A 13,263-nucleotide genomic window follows, 5' to 3' on the forward strand; every position below is an offset into this window, starting at 1 on the left:
CGAGGAGACGGCGGATGCGCTGCCCGTTTTGCGGAAATATCGACACTCAAGTCAAAGATTCACGCCCGGCAGAGGATCACGTCGCGATCCGCAGGCGTCGGTTTTGTCCCGCTTGCGGGGGGCGCTTTACCACGTATGAACGGGTGCAACTGCGTGACCTTGTGGTTATCAAGACCAACGGTAAACGCGAAGATTTTGACAGGGACAAGCTGGAACGCTCAATCCGGATTTCTATGCAAAAACGTCCTATCGACCCGGAGCGCATCGACCAGATGATTTCCGGGATCGTGCGTCGTCTGGAAAGCATGGGAGATACGGATATCCCGTCCAGAAAGATCGGTGAGATTGTGATGGAAGCTCTGGCGCGGATTGACACCGTGGCCTATGTTCGCTTTGCGAGTGTATACAAGAATTTCCAGGCGGCCGATGACTTCGAGGAGTTCGTCCACGAACTGCGACCGCCGCAGCCTTCGACGGACGAGTGAGCGAAACAGATAAGCGATATATGGCGCTGGCCTTGTCATTGGGTCAGCGCGGTCAAGGAACGTGCTGGCCGAACCCGGCCGTAGGTTGCGTCATTGTGCGCGATGGCCGGGTTGTAGGGCGCGGCTGGACGCAACCCGGTGGTCGGCCACATGGCGAAACACAAGCTTTGGCCCAGGCGGGTGAGGCCGCGCGTGGGGCAACGGCCTATGTCTCGCTTGAGCCTTGTGCGCATCACGGCAAAACACCCCCTTGTGCCGAGGCGTTGATCAAGGCGGGTGTGGCGCGGGTCGTTTCGGCAATCGAAGACAGTGATCCGCGCGTGGCTGGACAGGGCTTTGCGATGTTGCGCGAAGCCGGGATTGAGGTCACTACCGGTGTTCTGGCCGAACAGGCCGCACGCGATCATGCGGGGTTCTTTCTTAAGACAGAACAAGGTCGGCCATTTGTAACGCTCAAGCTGGCCAGCAGTTTCGATGGCCGGATCGCCACTTCAACCGGGCACAGCCAGTGGATTACCGGGCCCAAGGCGCGGCGGGCTGTGCATGCCATGCGGGCCAGTCATGATGCGGTGATGGTCGGAGCGGGTACCGCCAGGGCCGATGATCCGTCTCTGACGGTCCGAGATCTTGGAATTTCGGCGCAGCCGGTTAGGGTTGTCGTCTCCCGCCATCTGGATATTCCCCTGATGAGCCAACTGGCACGAACAGCGTCTGATGTGCCCGTCTGGCTGTGTCATGGCCCGTCCCCCGACCCAGAACGTGCCCGAGCGTGGGAGGGGTTGGGTGCCCGTCTGATCCCCTGTGCGCTTGAAGAACATCACATAGATGCTGCCGATCTGTTGCAGCAATTGGGGCAGGCTGGCCTGACACGGGTATTTTGCGAAGGAGGGTCGGCGCTCGCAGCTTCTTTGTTGGCCGATGACCTTGTGGATGAGCTGGTCGGCTTCACTGCGGGCCTGACCATCGGGGCTGAGGGCTTGCCCGCCATTGGGTCGCTTGGTTTGGAGCGATTAGAGTCGGCCCCTCGCTTTGAGCTGATCGAGGCCCGCGCCATCGGGCCGGACATTTTGCATCGTTGGGCGCGCGCGCTGCGCTAGCGCCGCCACAAACCTGCATGCGTGGCAAACAAACCTTGCAGCTTGGACAACAGGCGAAGTGACAGGCCGCCTTTGCGCTCATATCCCTCGGACAGGCGTTGCAAGGCGACCTCGGCAGGGCAGGGTAGCCCCGTGGCCGGGTCCAGATATCGTGGATAGTCAATCAGTGCGGCATGCGCCAACCCAAGAACAGAGGGCCGTGCGCCCCGTCGTGCAGGCACTGTTCCCAAATCATTCGTTAGCCCCCAGCCGGCATAGAAAGGCGCGCCAAGTGTCGTCACACTGATCCCACGTAGTAGCGCCTCGAACCCAAGCAAGGATGTGATGGTCCAGACCTCTTGTACGTGAGACAACAAGTCAGCCGGATCGGTATTCGATGCAATCACATCGGCAAGACTTGGGTCATCAGGCCTGCCTTCGCGCAGTCCGGCCTCAACATCCGGGTGAGGTTTGTAGATCAGGACGGCGTTTGGATTTGCTTCGCGCGCGGTGCGCAGCAAGTCGGTATTTGTGCGTACTGATGAGCTGCCAAGCAGGATCGAGGCATCGTCTTCGACCTGCCCCGGGACCAGAATACGGTGTCCTTGGGGCAGATTTGGGGTAGCGCCCCCAGTATTGTACTTGCTAATCCCGCCCGCGATGATCTGTGCCACCAACCGTTCAGCCCGCAATTCCTGATCCGGGCGCAAGGTTTCACGTGCGGCTATCCACTCTTCCAACTGGCTCGGTTGCGTCGGATCGTAATAAATACCCAAATCATCTGTCGCCAACGAAACAGGCGGCACCAGTCTGGCACCCAGACCTTTGGATCGCAGGAACCCATCCTCGATCCGAACCGCGCCTTCGGCGTCGCGGGCGTGGCTGGCCCACACCATGTGGGGACGGTCAGACCGATCGGGAAGGGCGTTGGTAAATCGAACTTTCTTCTCGCGGCCGAACATCTGTTGGAGGTGTTTGCGCTTCCACAACCGCATGCCGGACGCGGTCCAGCCCTTGTAATCCTGACGCCATGCGCGCGTCTGCGCCTCGAGCGTATCCAGCACGGTTTCCAACTCGCATAGCCTGTCCCGATAGGGGTCGTACCATGTGGGGTATAGGATCATCGCCGCAGCAAACAATTGCGCGCGAGTCAGGTTGCGCTGTCGGCGTGGAGGGAATGCCTCATCCTGCGTCAGCCCCCAGCCAGCATAGAAGGGTTGGCCAAATATGCGGGGTTTGTGTCCAGCCATGATGGCCTCGAACCCGAGTTGAGAGGAAAGGGTGTAGACGCCAACTGCGCCCTCTAGCAAAGCCCATGGGCTTATGGGCGTCGTGACAAATGAAACGCGATCAGACAAGTCTTGATCCGAGAAGTAACCGCTGCGATGCCCTGCAACGGTTTCGGGGTGCGTCTTTATCAAAATGCGGGCGCCGGGGTTTTCCTCTTGCGCCATGACCAGCATTTCACGAAATCGCGCGTCATCTCCTGCGCTGGCAATGACCGAGGCATCATCCCGTGCCTGGTCGACCACCAGAACATATCCAGGCTTGGGGGGCGGTAACGTCGGATCAACGGCAGAGTATTTGCTTAGATGCAGGTCACGCATCCTTTCAGCCCCGTACCGCGCCCGGTTCAACAATGCGGTATCGTCCAGCGGATGAGTTGCCAGCAGGGTTTCAAGATCCGATGGCTGCGACGGATCAAAATGCGCGCCGGTTCGATCAATCAGCAAGCCCAGAGGGGGCTCTCCTTCCCGCCCCGGATGCAATGAGCGCAAAAAGGCGTCTTCGACCTTTAGAACGGGCACCTTCCGTCGGGCCGCTATTTCCAGGCCACGATGGGCTGTTGGGCTGTTCCCCCAGATGCCAACAACATCGTTTTCCCGGGGCAATCCCAAGCGAATGTCATAGCCTTTGAGGTTGAGTATCCGACGAATGCGGCGGTTCGTCAGAAAGCCGCCGTTATAGACAAACAGCCGGGTTCGCTGTGTCCCGGCTGTTGGCTCACCCTGCATCAGCCACCCGTAAGCGTGGCAACGTTGGCAACCGGCGTCAAACCCCCTGCAATCAGTGAAATTGACTTGCTCCACTGTGCGTACGGGGCTTCGGTCACGTAAATCGTGTCGTCGTCGCGGATAACGAAATCCCTTGCGACAAACAGCCCATTGGGTGCGTTGAGGTTCAGAAGGTAGATCATGCGCTGATCGCCCTGCAATTCCTGACGGCCCATAACGGCGCGGGCAATGTCTTGCCTTTCCTTGCGCAGTACAAAAATCCCCGTGGGGTCCGAGGACAAGGATTGCAGACCGCCGACTTGCGCCAGCGCCTCAAGCGCAGACAGGTCCTGCGTGTCAAACGCCACGCGTGATTGACCGGTTGCCCCAAGTGCGATGTATGTTCGGCTGTCTGCCTCGACCAGAATGCGATCCCCGCCACGCAATGCGACATCCAGTTTGGGGTCGCGGACCAGATCGTCGTACCAGACTGTTCCGCGTTCATTGCCGCGGATCAGGGTAACAAGGGCGATATCCGCGCCCAGCGATACACCTCCGGCCCTTGACAGCATCCCGGACAAGGTGCGGCTGGGTCGCTCAATCGGATAGAGTCCCGGCGCTCCGATTTCCCCGCTCAGTGAAACCGTTGCTCCATCACCTGCAAAACGGCGCACCTCGACTTGTGGGTCCGGTGTTTGATCTTGCAGTTTGTCGGTGATCAGCTGGCGCAGCTGTTCTGGGGTATTGCCAGCGGCCCGAATGCGTCCGGCATAGGGCACGAAGATAAAGCCTTCGCTGTCGACCTGCACCTGCTCTAGCACGGTGGCTGAGCTCAACTCACTTGACAGCAAACCATCATCTACGTTTTCCCAGACCGTCAGGCTTACTACATCGCCTGCGCGTACGGTGTCGGCGGCCAGACTTTGCGCGCTGCGGAAAGTATTCGGGAACCCGAACTGGGGAATAGCCGCGGCCGCTCTTGCGACGCGATCGTCGACCTCAACCACGAAAGCATTGCCGCCATTTTCGGTTGAGCCTGCCAGAATCTCGTTTTTGTTGGGGCCTGCTTTTGGAAGCTGGCACGCGGACAGCAGACCAATAGCCACCACAAGGGATACCCCCCGTATCCATCGGATTGGAAAACGCTTCACTGCCGGTTATCCTCAGTATTTTTTGTTGTATTCTTTTGTTTGCCAAAGTCTAACTCGTTCGCGCACTAACTTCTAGCGCCAACCGTCCAGTTTTACTTAACTATCTGTAACTGTGTCGTCAGCGCCTCTTTCTCGGCCAGTAGGGATTGATAAGGATCGTTTGCATTCAACATCATATCAGCCACGCTACGTGTGAGTTGCCGCCGTCCGCGGCGCGAATAAAAACCGCCCGGAACCTGGCTCGTCTTAAGAAGAAACTGTCGATAGGCTTTATAGGCGTTCTGATCCGGGGGCATCGGATTTGCAAAAAACGCTGCAAGCGGCTGGCGCGATACGAATTCGGGTTTGTCGTAGACAGATCTGCCAAAAATACGCAGTGGGATACCCCGCCACAAGGCCTGTTGTCCGGCGGTGGAATTTATTGTCACCGCAGAACTTGCGCCGTCCAATAGCTTGGCAAGTTTGCCCCCGGGGACATAATGCACGCGATCTGCAACCCCATGGGCACGCGCCAACTCACGCACACGGCGCCTTAAGGGTTCGCGGTGGTTTTCCAGCGGGTGTTCTTTCACCACAAGTCGGTGGTGTGGCGGGGCGCCCTTGGCAAATCCCCCAATCACATCCTCAAGAAAATCGGCCATACTGGTATAGTGGGAATGGGACCGAACGGAACTGTCATGCGCCAGTTGCAGCAACGCCAGATGATAGGGATTCCCGTTCCCAAGCGCGCGCGTTGTGGCCCAGTGACGTTGAAGCCGGTGAAATGGCATCAGCGCCAAACGCTTGAAATACAGTTTGAACTCCTTGGAAACCGGCAGATCACGATGCCGTCGAAAATTGCGGTAACGCTTGTTCAGGAACATTACAAACCAATGATAGAGCGCGCCGTAAAAGATGTGTTGTCGCATGTCGCCCCAATGCGACGGCGGTGGGGGTGATAGCGCCATGAATTGATCCAGCGCGAGTCGCATCTGGTCCACGTTCAGTGACATAAGACGCGAGTTGCCGTTCGAGCCGAAGCGTTCATATGTCACCCACCAAGGGCGCAGATAACCTTCTTCGAAGACGTGAACCGTGACCTGTTTACTGCGTGCGACCTGCACGGCTTCGGCATGAACGGGGCGCGTGTCGCCGTACAGAACGATGTCCGAGATGCCTCGGGCATCAATCAGGTCGGATAGTGTGGCCCGCCATTGATTGGGCGTGTCGACGTAGGGGATATAGGATGACCTATCAAACCAGAACGCCTGATCCCCGGCATTGAACCCAACACGCCAAACCTTGGCTCCTGACGCTTGAAGCACACGCCCAAGCCCGTTGAAAAACGGACCATGCGGCCCCTGCAGAAACAGGAAAACACGGCGTTTGTCGCCTGTGGCTTTGGGTGACATGGGTACTGCTCTTGCCTGTTGTTCAGAAAATATGCCTGTTTCGGCCTTTCACGGCAAGGTTGGGCTTGCCCGCCGCGCTGCATGAGCTTACCTCGGCTGAGAACACTGGACCAGATCAGGAACTAAGGGTTAGCGGAATGTTTACAGGCATCGTCACCGATATCGGCACTGTTACCGAGCTGGATCAGAAGGGCGATCTGCGGGCCCGGATCAAAACGGACTATGACACTGCCGGCATAGATATCGGCGCCTCGATCGCCAGCGACGGTGTGTGTCTGACCGTGATTGCGCTGGGTGATGACTGGTACGACGTTCAAATCAGCGCCGAGACGGTTTCAAAAACCAATCTGGATAGCTGGCAGGTCGGCAAGCGTGTCAATCTGGAGCGCGCTCTGAAGGTTGGTGATGAACTGGGCGGGCACATTGTGTCGGGCCATGTGGATGGTGTGGCCGAGGTGGTGGCGGTGCAGGACGAAGGCGACAGCACCCGCGTCACATTGCGTGCACCCAAGGAACTGGCGCGCTTCATTGCGCCGAAAGGGTCGGTCGCGTTGAACGGAACCTCGCTGACCGTGAACGATGTCGAAGATTGTGATTTCGGAATTAACTTCATCCCACACACCAAAGAGGTCACGACCTGGGGTGACGTTTCGGTGGGTGACAGGGTGAACCTTGAGATCGACACTCTGGCTCGCTACGTCGCGCGTTTGGCCGAGATGTCCTGAAACAACGTCGCATCGGTGTAACCTGATGCCGGATGTGCTCTGGCATTTGGCACTCTGGTAGTCTATCCACCCGATCAAACGTGCCCTGTGAAAGACTGCCTCATGAGCTTTGCAAATCCCGGACCCGTCGAGACCCACCTGCGCGACGCGATCAGCCCGATTGAAGACATCATCGATGAGGCGCGCGCGGGCAGGATGTATATTCTGGTCGACCACGAAGATCGCGAAAACGAAGGCGATCTGGTGATCCCGGCTGAATTCGCCGACGCTGAGGCGATCAACTTTATGGCCACGCACGGGCGCGGTTTGATATGTCTGCCGATGACAGCCGAGCGAATTGAGGCGCTGGGCCTGCCGATGATGGCCGTCAATAACTCGTCCCGGCACGAAACTGCGTTTACCGTGTCTATCGAAGCGCGTGAGGGTGTCAGTACCGGTATTTCGGCCGCTGATCGCGCGTTGACTGTGGCGACGGCAATCAACGAACAGAACACGATGGCGCATATCGCCACCCCCGGTCATGTCTTTCCTTTAAGGGCCAAGCGGGGTGGGGTTCTCGTGCGGGCGGGCCATACTGAGGCCGCAGTAGACATCTCGCGCCTGGCCGGGTTGAACCCTTCGGGCGTGATTTGCGAGATCATGAAACCTGACGGCACTATGGCACGCCTGCCTGATCTGGTGGACTTCGCCAAGAAACACGACATGAAGATCGGTACGATCAGCGATTTGATCTCTTACCGGGCGCGCAACGACAATCTGGTGGTCGAAACCTCGCGCAGCACCGTTACGTCCGAATACGGCGGCGAGTGGGAAATGCGGATTTTCACTGATCAAACCCATGGCATCGAACACGTTGTTATGATCAAGGGCGACATAACAACGCCCGAACCGGTCCTGACCCGCACCCATGCCCTGCACGAAGCGCCCGATATTCTGGGTCTTGGGCCAAAATCGTCGCGCGAATTACCGCGCGCGATGGAAAAGATCGCTGAAGAGGGTCGCGGCGTGGTCTGCCTGTTCCGCCAGCCGCGCAACTCGCTGTATGCGGTCGAGGATGAAGGCCCCCGCACCATCAAACAAACCGGTCTGGGTGCGCAAATCCTGTCTAAGATGGGCATTCAGGAGCTGATATTGCTGACCGACTCGCCGAAAACCGTATATCTGGGGCTTGACGCATTTGGCTTGTCCATCGTCGGCACCCGTTCCATCCTCAAGGAAGACTGATCGTGGCTGAACAAGACAAACACGGCGTATTGCCGACCCCGAGCTTTGATAAACCAGTGAAGCTGTTGCTGGTGGTGGCACCGTTCTACCGCGCAATCGCAGATGACCTGATCGCCGGTGCAAAAGCCGAGATCGAAGCCGCTGGCGGCTCATACGAAGTGGTCGAAGTACCCGGCGCGCTGGAAGTTCCAACCGCCATCGCCATGGCGGATCGCCAGTGCAATTTCGATGGCTATGTCGCGCTGGGCTGTGTCATTCGTGGCGAAACCACACATTATGAAACGGTGTGCAACGACTCGAGCCGCGCTATTCAACTGTTGGGTTTGCAAGGTTTGTGTATCGGCAACGGCATACTGACCGTTGAGAATGACAGTCAGGCCGAAGTGCGCGCGAACCCCAAAAAGATGAATAAAGGTGGCGGTGCAGCCGCTGCGGCCTTGCATCTGATCGCACTCAGCCGTAAGTGGGGCGCTTCGAGAAAGGGCGTAGGTTTCAAACCGCCGTCCGAGTCCATCCTTGTGGCGGGCGACAGCAACGGATCCACGACAGCATGACCCAGACAGACGCGCCGAAACCGGCCAACCAGAAACGCCTGATGAAATCCGCCGCCCGGCTTTATGCCGTGCAGGCACTATTCCAAATGGAGCAATCCGGGCAGACAACTGAACAGGTTGTGAATGAGTTTCTGGATTACCGTTTCGGCGCTGTCTACGAAGGCGAGGAAATGTTGGACGGTGATATCAGCGTCTTCCGAAAACTGGTTGAAGACGCGGTGAACTATCAGGCGTCAATCGACCAGATGACCGACCGGGCGCTGGTTGCGAAATGGCCGATCGCACGCATTGACCCGACCTTGCGCGCAACGTTCCGCGCGGCAGGGGCGGAACTGACCCAAAGCGATACGCCACCCAAAGTCGTCATCACCGAATTCGTTGATGTCGCGCGCGCTTTTTTCCCGGAAGGCAAAGAACCCAAATTTGTCAACGCGGTAGTGGATCACATGGCGCGCGAAGCCAAGCCCGAGGCGTTCTGACACCTTTACCGCAGCAATAGATGCGCTAACCTTGGACTGTGATTTCAAGGAGGCCCGTCATGCCTAAACTTATTCGTCTATACATTACGCAAACCGCCTGGGGCTTTGTTATCTCAGCGATCTTTGTTGGGGTTCTTCTTGCGCTTAACGTTGCGAACCTGCGCAGCCTGATCTCTGGGTCGGATATTGGGATGATCGCGCTGGTCATGATCTGGATCATGAACGGGATCGTGTTCGCTGGTGTACAATTTGCCTATGCGATCATGAATATGGCCGAAAAACCGCAGGGTCCGCGCCGCGGAACGCCTGTGGCTGTCGACTTCAAACCCGCTCCGGTGAAGGTTGAGCAGAGCTGAGGTTTTAACGGACCACCAAAAACTTTCATTGGCTCTTGATCCATGGGCCTTAGTGGCAGCCGTATGGCTTTATGCGCTGCCGCTCACTACGTGTCATGCAACTCTGCCATTGCATCACAACGGTATTGGTGTGCGATAATATTTGGAATGTGGCGGGACCACCAATCAACCGTGCGGTGTGATTCCCGAGGACCTGTATGTACAGGTGGGCGCCAGGTAATCAGGCCAGGACCTGAACAGAGCCAGCCCCCTCGGAATTGCTTAAGGCCACCAGAATGCTACCAGTCACAAGAAGGGCAGAACCCGCCAAGCGACTAGTTAGGGCGTGTGCCGGTCGAGTGCAAGTGGCAGAGGTCAGATCGTGCCCTGAAATCGTCCCAGAGAACTCTGCCTAAGCTGGGGGAATATGTTGGCCTATGGCACAAACTACGGACAGCAATTAGTCCAATGCTTCAAAAAGGTAAATTTAGCTCCTGACCATCGTCCAAATTTTGAGTGCTTGAAGGCAATTATGACCGATCATTCATTCTAGCTATGCACTGCTGCATCGCTTGACGGCGGCATGTTACCTATGGACCGGAGTGGCAACACTCTGTGTGCCCGCGTTGCAACTGCTACACTGCCGAAATTAGGGGCTTGAGATTTGTTCTCTAATTGTTCACAATTTCTGGATGATGCTTGACATGCAACCCGGACAGAAACTGGCACGCGGTGTTGCGCGCCACCTTTGGGCGCACGGTTTTGTTTCGGTTGAGGAATTCGTTCCAGCACGTGGGTTGCGCGTGGACGTGATGGGCTTAGGCCCAAAGGGCGAACTTTGGGTGATTGAGTGCAAGTCAAGTCGGGCGGACTATCAGGCCGATTCCAAGTGGCAGGGGTATCTTGAGTGGTGTGATCGGTTTTTCTGGGCGGTCGATACAGACTTTCCGACGGATCTTCTGCCTGCAGAAACCGGGCTGATCATTGCTGATGCGTATGACGCGGAAATTGTGCGTATGGCGCCCGAGGACAAGGTTGCTCCAGCCAGGCGCAAAAAGATGATGCAGAAATTTGCAACCGATGCTGCACGCAGATTGCAGGCCCTGCGCGATCCCCGGGTTTAAAGGTCAGCCCTTCACAGCCCGGGCGGCTTGCGCGGCTGCGCGGATTTCGTCTGCGATTTCTTCAGCTTCCTCAGGATCGAAATCCATGGGAATTTCAATGCCGTCCGCCTCGATGAAAAGACGTATCATGCCCTGATCCGTTGGGCCGATCTGCAAGTTGGCCTGAATGTCGCGTTCGGTGTTGATACCCATTTTCGCCTCCGGGACTGAGCGTTTTTGCTAACCTTGAAAGGGTTGAGAATCAAGCTGCGTTTGAGGTTTGGTGCAGTATGAAAGACGTTCAGATCAGACCTTTTTACGCGTCCGATGTACCTTGGTTGGTTGAGCGACACGGCACGCTTTACGCGCAGGCCGAAGGGTTCGATGCTTCGTTCGGTACCTTGGTCGGGCAAATCCTCGATGACTTTGCTTCCGGCCATGATCCGACGTGCGAACGGGGTTGGATTGCGGAACACGAAGGGCAAAGGCTTGGCAGCATCTTTTGTGTGAAGCTTGACGAACAAACCGCAAAGCTGCGGCTTTTCCTGTTGGTGCCAGAGGCACGAGGGCAGGGACTGGGAAAGCGGCTGTTGGACGCCTGTACAGGGTTCGCGCGTGGCGCGGGATACGCGGAAATGCAGTTGTGGACCCACGAAAGCCACCGGGAGGCCTGTGCGCTGTACCGCGCGAATGGGTGGCACTTGCTGGGCAGCAAACCGGTACATTCCTTTGGGGTCAATCTTGTTGAACAAAGCTGGAAAATTCGGCTTTAATCCCCTTGCATTCCCCGGGCGCGTTCGGTACATCGCCCCTCACAAGTGCCGCCTTAGCTCAGTTGGTTAGAGCGCTGGATTGTGGATCCAGAGGTCCCCTGTTCAAGCCAGGGAGGCGGTACCAAATCTCTCCAAAAACGCTGAGTAGTACGCGGTTTTCCCACTTGGAACTTGGCCATTTTGCCATTCATTTGGTATCAGGCAAAGTGACGGCTGGCGCGCCTATAATTAGCGCGCCAGATTCAGCCTGAGTCTCATTTTGCTGCGTTTTGCAGCGGGTAGGTGCCGATTCAATCGCTTGTTGACCATTCCGAACCCCCAGATGATCACCAAGGTTAGCAGGATGAAGTAGAAGGCAAGAATCGGATATGGAATGAACGGGTTGAACGTCTTGTCAGCGAAGTAACCCGCGTAGTACAGCGCATCGCCCCGTTGTTGCCAGACAGGGAAGGCCGAGAAGAACACCAGCGTGGTGGCGTGGAACAGAAAGATCGCCTCGTTCGTATAAGCGGGCCACGCCAGGCGCAGCATTGTTGGCCAGATTATGCGGCGGAACCGTGACCAGCCCGTCATACCATAGGCATCTGCGGCCTCGATATCGCCCTTTGGGATTGAGCGCAGCGCGCCATAGAAAATCTCACCCGAGTAGGCCGCAGTGTTAAAGAACAACACGATCAAAGCACCCAGCCATGCAGACGTAAGTGCGTCGAGGAAGGGGAAGCTCTGCTTGAGTGACAGGAAGAAAAAGTAGGCAAAGAAGAACTGAATGAACAGCGGAGAGCCCCGAAACAGGAAAATGAACCACTCCGACGGTTTGCGCAGCCATAAGTTCGTGGATGCCTTGCCAAGAGCAAGGGCAGTGGCCAGAAAAAACCCGGTCGCAAGCGCCATAATCCCGAAATAGATGTTCCAGATCATACCCGAGCCAATAAGGGTGAACTGCTGGCAAAGGGTAAAATCGTTCGCTGGCAAAAGACGTTCGCCAATACCGACTGAGCGCAGAGCGTAGTCCTGGATTGTTTGCAAGCAGCTCATGCGGTTGTCTCCTTGCGCAGCAACTCACCGCCCGAGGTTGCTTGTCCGTGGGATAAGCGCCGCATCAGCTTTTCCAAAGTAATTTCTGAGACGCGGGTCATGCCTAGGTAGAACACAAGCAGGCCTAGGAAGTACCACATGCGCCAGTCGCCATGCGGGTATTGGGTGAACCGCGGGTTTTTGAAGGCACCCAGTTCGCGTGCCCAATAGACGATATCTTCGATCCCAAGCAGGAACAGCAGTGGCGTTGCTTTGATCAACACCATCCACAGGTTCGACAGGCCGGGTAGGGCATAGACCCACATTTGCGGCACGAGAATGCGCCAGAATGTTTGGCGGCGGGTCATGCCGTAAGCCTCGGCCGTTTCCAGCTGTGCATGGGGCACGGCGCGCATACCGCCGAACAGAACATTGGCGGCAAAAGCACCAAAAACGATGGAAAAAGTAATGACGGCCAGAAAGAACCCGTAGGTTTCGTGAACCCATTCCGGTGCGCTGCCTAGTGGCAGTTTCGCGGCTTGGCACACAATGAAGTCATTGCCTTGCCGGATTGGGTCGGTCCATTCGGGGCAGAGAATTTGGTGCCGTGTCCATTCGAACGCTTGATCCAGCGCGATCACGAAGAACATGAAAAAGGCAATATCCGGTACGCCGCGCACGATGGCGATATAACCCTTACCCAGCAGGCTGAGCGGAAGGACATGCGACCGTGCCGCCATTGCGCCCAGGAAACCAAAGCCAAGTGCAACCGGAGCTGTGATCGCCAGAAGCAGCAAAACCTTGAAAAAGGACAGGTAGAACACCCAGTGCACACCATTGGTCAGATAGCATGAAAACCAACGGACCGTGCCGAGAGTATCGGGATCAGTGCAGAACGAAAAAATGGTCGGCCTCCTTGACGGGCAAGGGCTCAGAGGCGGCGCGCCTTGGAAGACAGG

The 13,263-nt window shown here is 57.0% G+C and carries 15 protein-coding genes and 1 tRNA gene; 10 read left to right on the forward strand and 6 right to left on the reverse strand.

Annotation, left to right across the window (positions count from 1 at the left end; genetic code table 11):
* Positions 1–14: 14 nt before the first annotated feature.
* Positions 15–485, forward strand: coding sequence for a transcriptional regulator NrdR (gene nrdR / locus AVO44_RS06725; protein WP_068334393.1), 471 nt, complete (start codon positions 15–17; stop codon positions 483–485).
* Positions 482–1,582 (forward strand): bifunctional diaminohydroxyphosphoribosylaminopyrimidine deaminase/5-amino-6-(5-phosphoribosylamino)uracil reductase RibD, encoded by a 1,101-nt coding sequence (gene ribD, locus AVO44_RS06730; protein WP_082677420.1) that lies wholly within the window; start codon positions 482–484, stop codon positions 1,580–1,582. The genes nrdR and ribD overlap by 4 nt, the downstream gene beginning before the upstream one ends.
* Here the strand turns inward: ribD and AVO44_RS06735 are convergent.
* The 3 genes from AVO44_RS06735 to AVO44_RS06745 all read right to left on the reverse strand — a co-directional run bounded on the left by AVO44_RS06735 (position 1,579) and on the right by AVO44_RS06745 (position 6,097).
* Entirely contained in the window at positions 1,579–3,576 is a 1,998-nt protein-coding gene (locus AVO44_RS06735) for a capsular polysaccharide biosynthesis protein (RefSeq protein ID WP_068334395.1), read from the reverse strand. The genes ribD and AVO44_RS06735 overlap by 4 nt on opposite strands.
* Complete coding sequence (locus AVO44_RS06740) at positions 3,576–4,706, reverse strand: polysaccharide biosynthesis/export family protein (protein WP_068334396.1); 1,131 nt, start codon at positions 4,704–4,706, stop codon at positions 3,576–3,578. Before AVO44_RS06740 ends, AVO44_RS06735 begins: the two co-directional genes overlap by 1 nt.
* Before the next feature lie 92 nt (positions 4,707–4,798).
* Positions 4,799–6,097, reverse strand: a complete 1,299-nt coding sequence (locus tag AVO44_RS06745) for a capsule biosynthesis protein (protein ID WP_068334398.1) — start codon at positions 6,095–6,097, stop codon at positions 4,799–4,801.
* A gap of 137 nt (positions 6,098–6,234) precedes the next feature.
* Here AVO44_RS06745 and AVO44_RS06750 point away from each other — a divergent pair, with 137 nt between their 5' ends.
* The 6 genes from AVO44_RS06750 to AVO44_RS06775 all read left to right on the forward strand — a co-directional run bounded on the left by AVO44_RS06750 (position 6,235) and on the right by AVO44_RS06775 (position 10,538).
* On the forward strand, positions 6,235–6,822 hold the full coding sequence (locus tag AVO44_RS06750; RefSeq protein ID WP_068334400.1) for a riboflavin synthase: 588 nt from the start codon (positions 6,235–6,237) through the stop codon (positions 6,820–6,822).
* A 102-nt stretch (positions 6,823–6,924) separates the two neighbouring features.
* Positions 6,925–8,046, forward strand: a complete 1,122-nt coding sequence (gene ribB / locus AVO44_RS06755) for a 3,4-dihydroxy-2-butanone-4-phosphate synthase (protein WP_068334404.1) — start codon at positions 6,925–6,927, stop codon at positions 8,044–8,046.
* Between the two features lie 2 nt (positions 8,047–8,048).
* Positions 8,049–8,600: a 6,7-dimethyl-8-ribityllumazine synthase gene (locus tag AVO44_RS06760; protein WP_068334405.1), complete on the forward strand. Its 552-nt coding sequence runs from the start codon at positions 8,049–8,051 to the stop codon at positions 8,598–8,600.
* On the forward strand, positions 8,597–9,079 hold the full coding sequence (gene nusB / locus AVO44_RS06765; protein ID WP_068334406.1) for a transcription antitermination factor NusB: 483 nt from the start codon (positions 8,597–8,599) through the stop codon (positions 9,077–9,079). The genes AVO44_RS06760 and nusB overlap by 4 nt, the downstream gene beginning before the upstream one ends.
* A gap of 59 nt (positions 9,080–9,138) precedes the next feature.
* The gene (locus AVO44_RS06770) at positions 9,139–9,435 is read left to right on the forward strand and encodes a hypothetical protein (protein ID WP_068334408.1); all 297 of its coding nucleotides are present in this window, start codon (positions 9,139–9,141) and stop codon (positions 9,433–9,435) included.
* 671 nt (positions 9,436–10,106) lie between these two features.
* On the forward strand, positions 10,107–10,538 hold the full coding sequence (locus tag AVO44_RS06775; protein WP_068334409.1) for an MmcB family DNA repair protein: 432 nt from the start codon (positions 10,107–10,109) through the stop codon (positions 10,536–10,538).
* Positions 10,539–10,541: 3 nt separating this feature from the next.
* Here the strand turns inward: AVO44_RS06775 and AVO44_RS06780 are convergent, their stop codons facing one another.
* Positions 10,542–10,730: a DUF6324 family protein gene (locus tag AVO44_RS06780; RefSeq protein ID WP_068334412.1), complete on the reverse strand. Its 189-nt coding sequence runs from the start codon at positions 10,728–10,730 to the stop codon at positions 10,542–10,544.
* 77 nt (positions 10,731–10,807) lie between these two features.
* Here AVO44_RS06780 and AVO44_RS06785 point away from each other — a divergent pair, with 77 nt between their 5' ends.
* Both AVO44_RS06785 and AVO44_RS06790 read left to right on the forward strand, forming a co-directional pair.
* Complete coding sequence (locus AVO44_RS06785) at positions 10,808–11,290, forward strand: GNAT family N-acetyltransferase (RefSeq protein WP_068334413.1); 483 nt, start codon at positions 10,808–10,810, stop codon at positions 11,288–11,290.
* A 47-nt stretch (positions 11,291–11,337) separates the two neighbouring features.
* Positions 11,338–11,414: transfer RNA gene (locus AVO44_RS06790), tRNA-His, on the forward strand.
* 104 nt (positions 11,415–11,518) lie between these two features.
* Here the strand turns inward: AVO44_RS06790 and AVO44_RS06795 are convergent.
* Both AVO44_RS06795 and AVO44_RS06800 read right to left on the reverse strand, forming a co-directional pair.
* The gene (locus tag AVO44_RS06795; RefSeq protein ID WP_068334415.1) at positions 11,519–12,325 is read right to left on the reverse strand and encodes an ABC transporter permease; all 807 of its coding nucleotides are present in this window, start codon (positions 12,323–12,325) and stop codon (positions 11,519–11,521) included.
* On the reverse strand, positions 12,322–13,209 hold the full coding sequence (locus AVO44_RS06800) for an ABC transporter permease (protein WP_068334419.1): 888 nt from the start codon (positions 13,207–13,209) through the stop codon (positions 12,322–12,324). The genes AVO44_RS06795 and AVO44_RS06800 overlap by 4 nt, the downstream gene beginning before the upstream one ends.
* Positions 13,210–13,263 lie beyond the last annotated feature (54 nt).

Origin of the sequence: Ruegeria profundi (assembly GCF_001507545.1) — a bacterium.
Classification (GTDB): Bacteria; Pseudomonadota; Alphaproteobacteria; order Rhodobacterales; family Rhodobacteraceae; genus Ruegeria; species Ruegeria profundi.

Coding starts and splice junctions, on each gene's coding strand:
- AVO44_RS06770 (WP_068334408.1), top strand. CDS start 9,139: ATGCCTAAACTTATTCGTCTATACATTACGCAAACCGCCTGGGGCTTT.
- AVO44_RS06775 (WP_068334409.1), top strand. CDS start 10,107: ATGATGCTTGACATGCAACCCGGACAGAAACTGGCACGCGGTGTTGCG.
- AVO44_RS06785 (WP_068334413.1), top strand. CDS start 10,808: ATGAAAGACGTTCAGATCAGACCTTTTTACGCGTCCGATGTACCTTGG.
- ribB (WP_068334404.1), top strand. CDS start 6,925: ATGAGCTTTGCAAATCCCGGACCCGTCGAGACCCACCTGCGCGACGCG.
- AVO44_RS06795 (WP_068334415.1), bottom strand. CDS start 12,325: ATGAGCTGCTTGCAAACAATCCAGGACTACGCTCTGCGCTCAGTCGGT.
- AVO44_RS06750 (WP_068334400.1), top strand. CDS start 6,235: ATGTTTACAGGCATCGTCACCGATATCGGCACTGTTACCGAGCTGGAT.
- nusB (WP_068334406.1), top strand. CDS start 8,597: ATGACCCAGACAGACGCGCCGAAACCGGCCAACCAGAAACGCCTGATG.
- AVO44_RS06735 (WP_068334395.1), bottom strand. CDS start 3,576: ATGCAGGGTGAGCCAACAGCCGGGACACAGCGAACCCGGCTGTTTGTC.
- nrdR (WP_068334393.1), top strand. CDS start 15: ATGCGCTGCCCGTTTTGCGGAAATATCGACACTCAAGTCAAAGATTCA.
- AVO44_RS06780 (WP_068334412.1), bottom strand. CDS start 10,730: ATGGGTATCAACACCGAACGCGACATTCAGGCCAACTTGCAGATCGGC.
- AVO44_RS06745 (WP_068334398.1), bottom strand. CDS start 6,097: ATGTCACCCAAAGCCACAGGCGACAAACGCCGTGTTTTCCTGTTTCTG.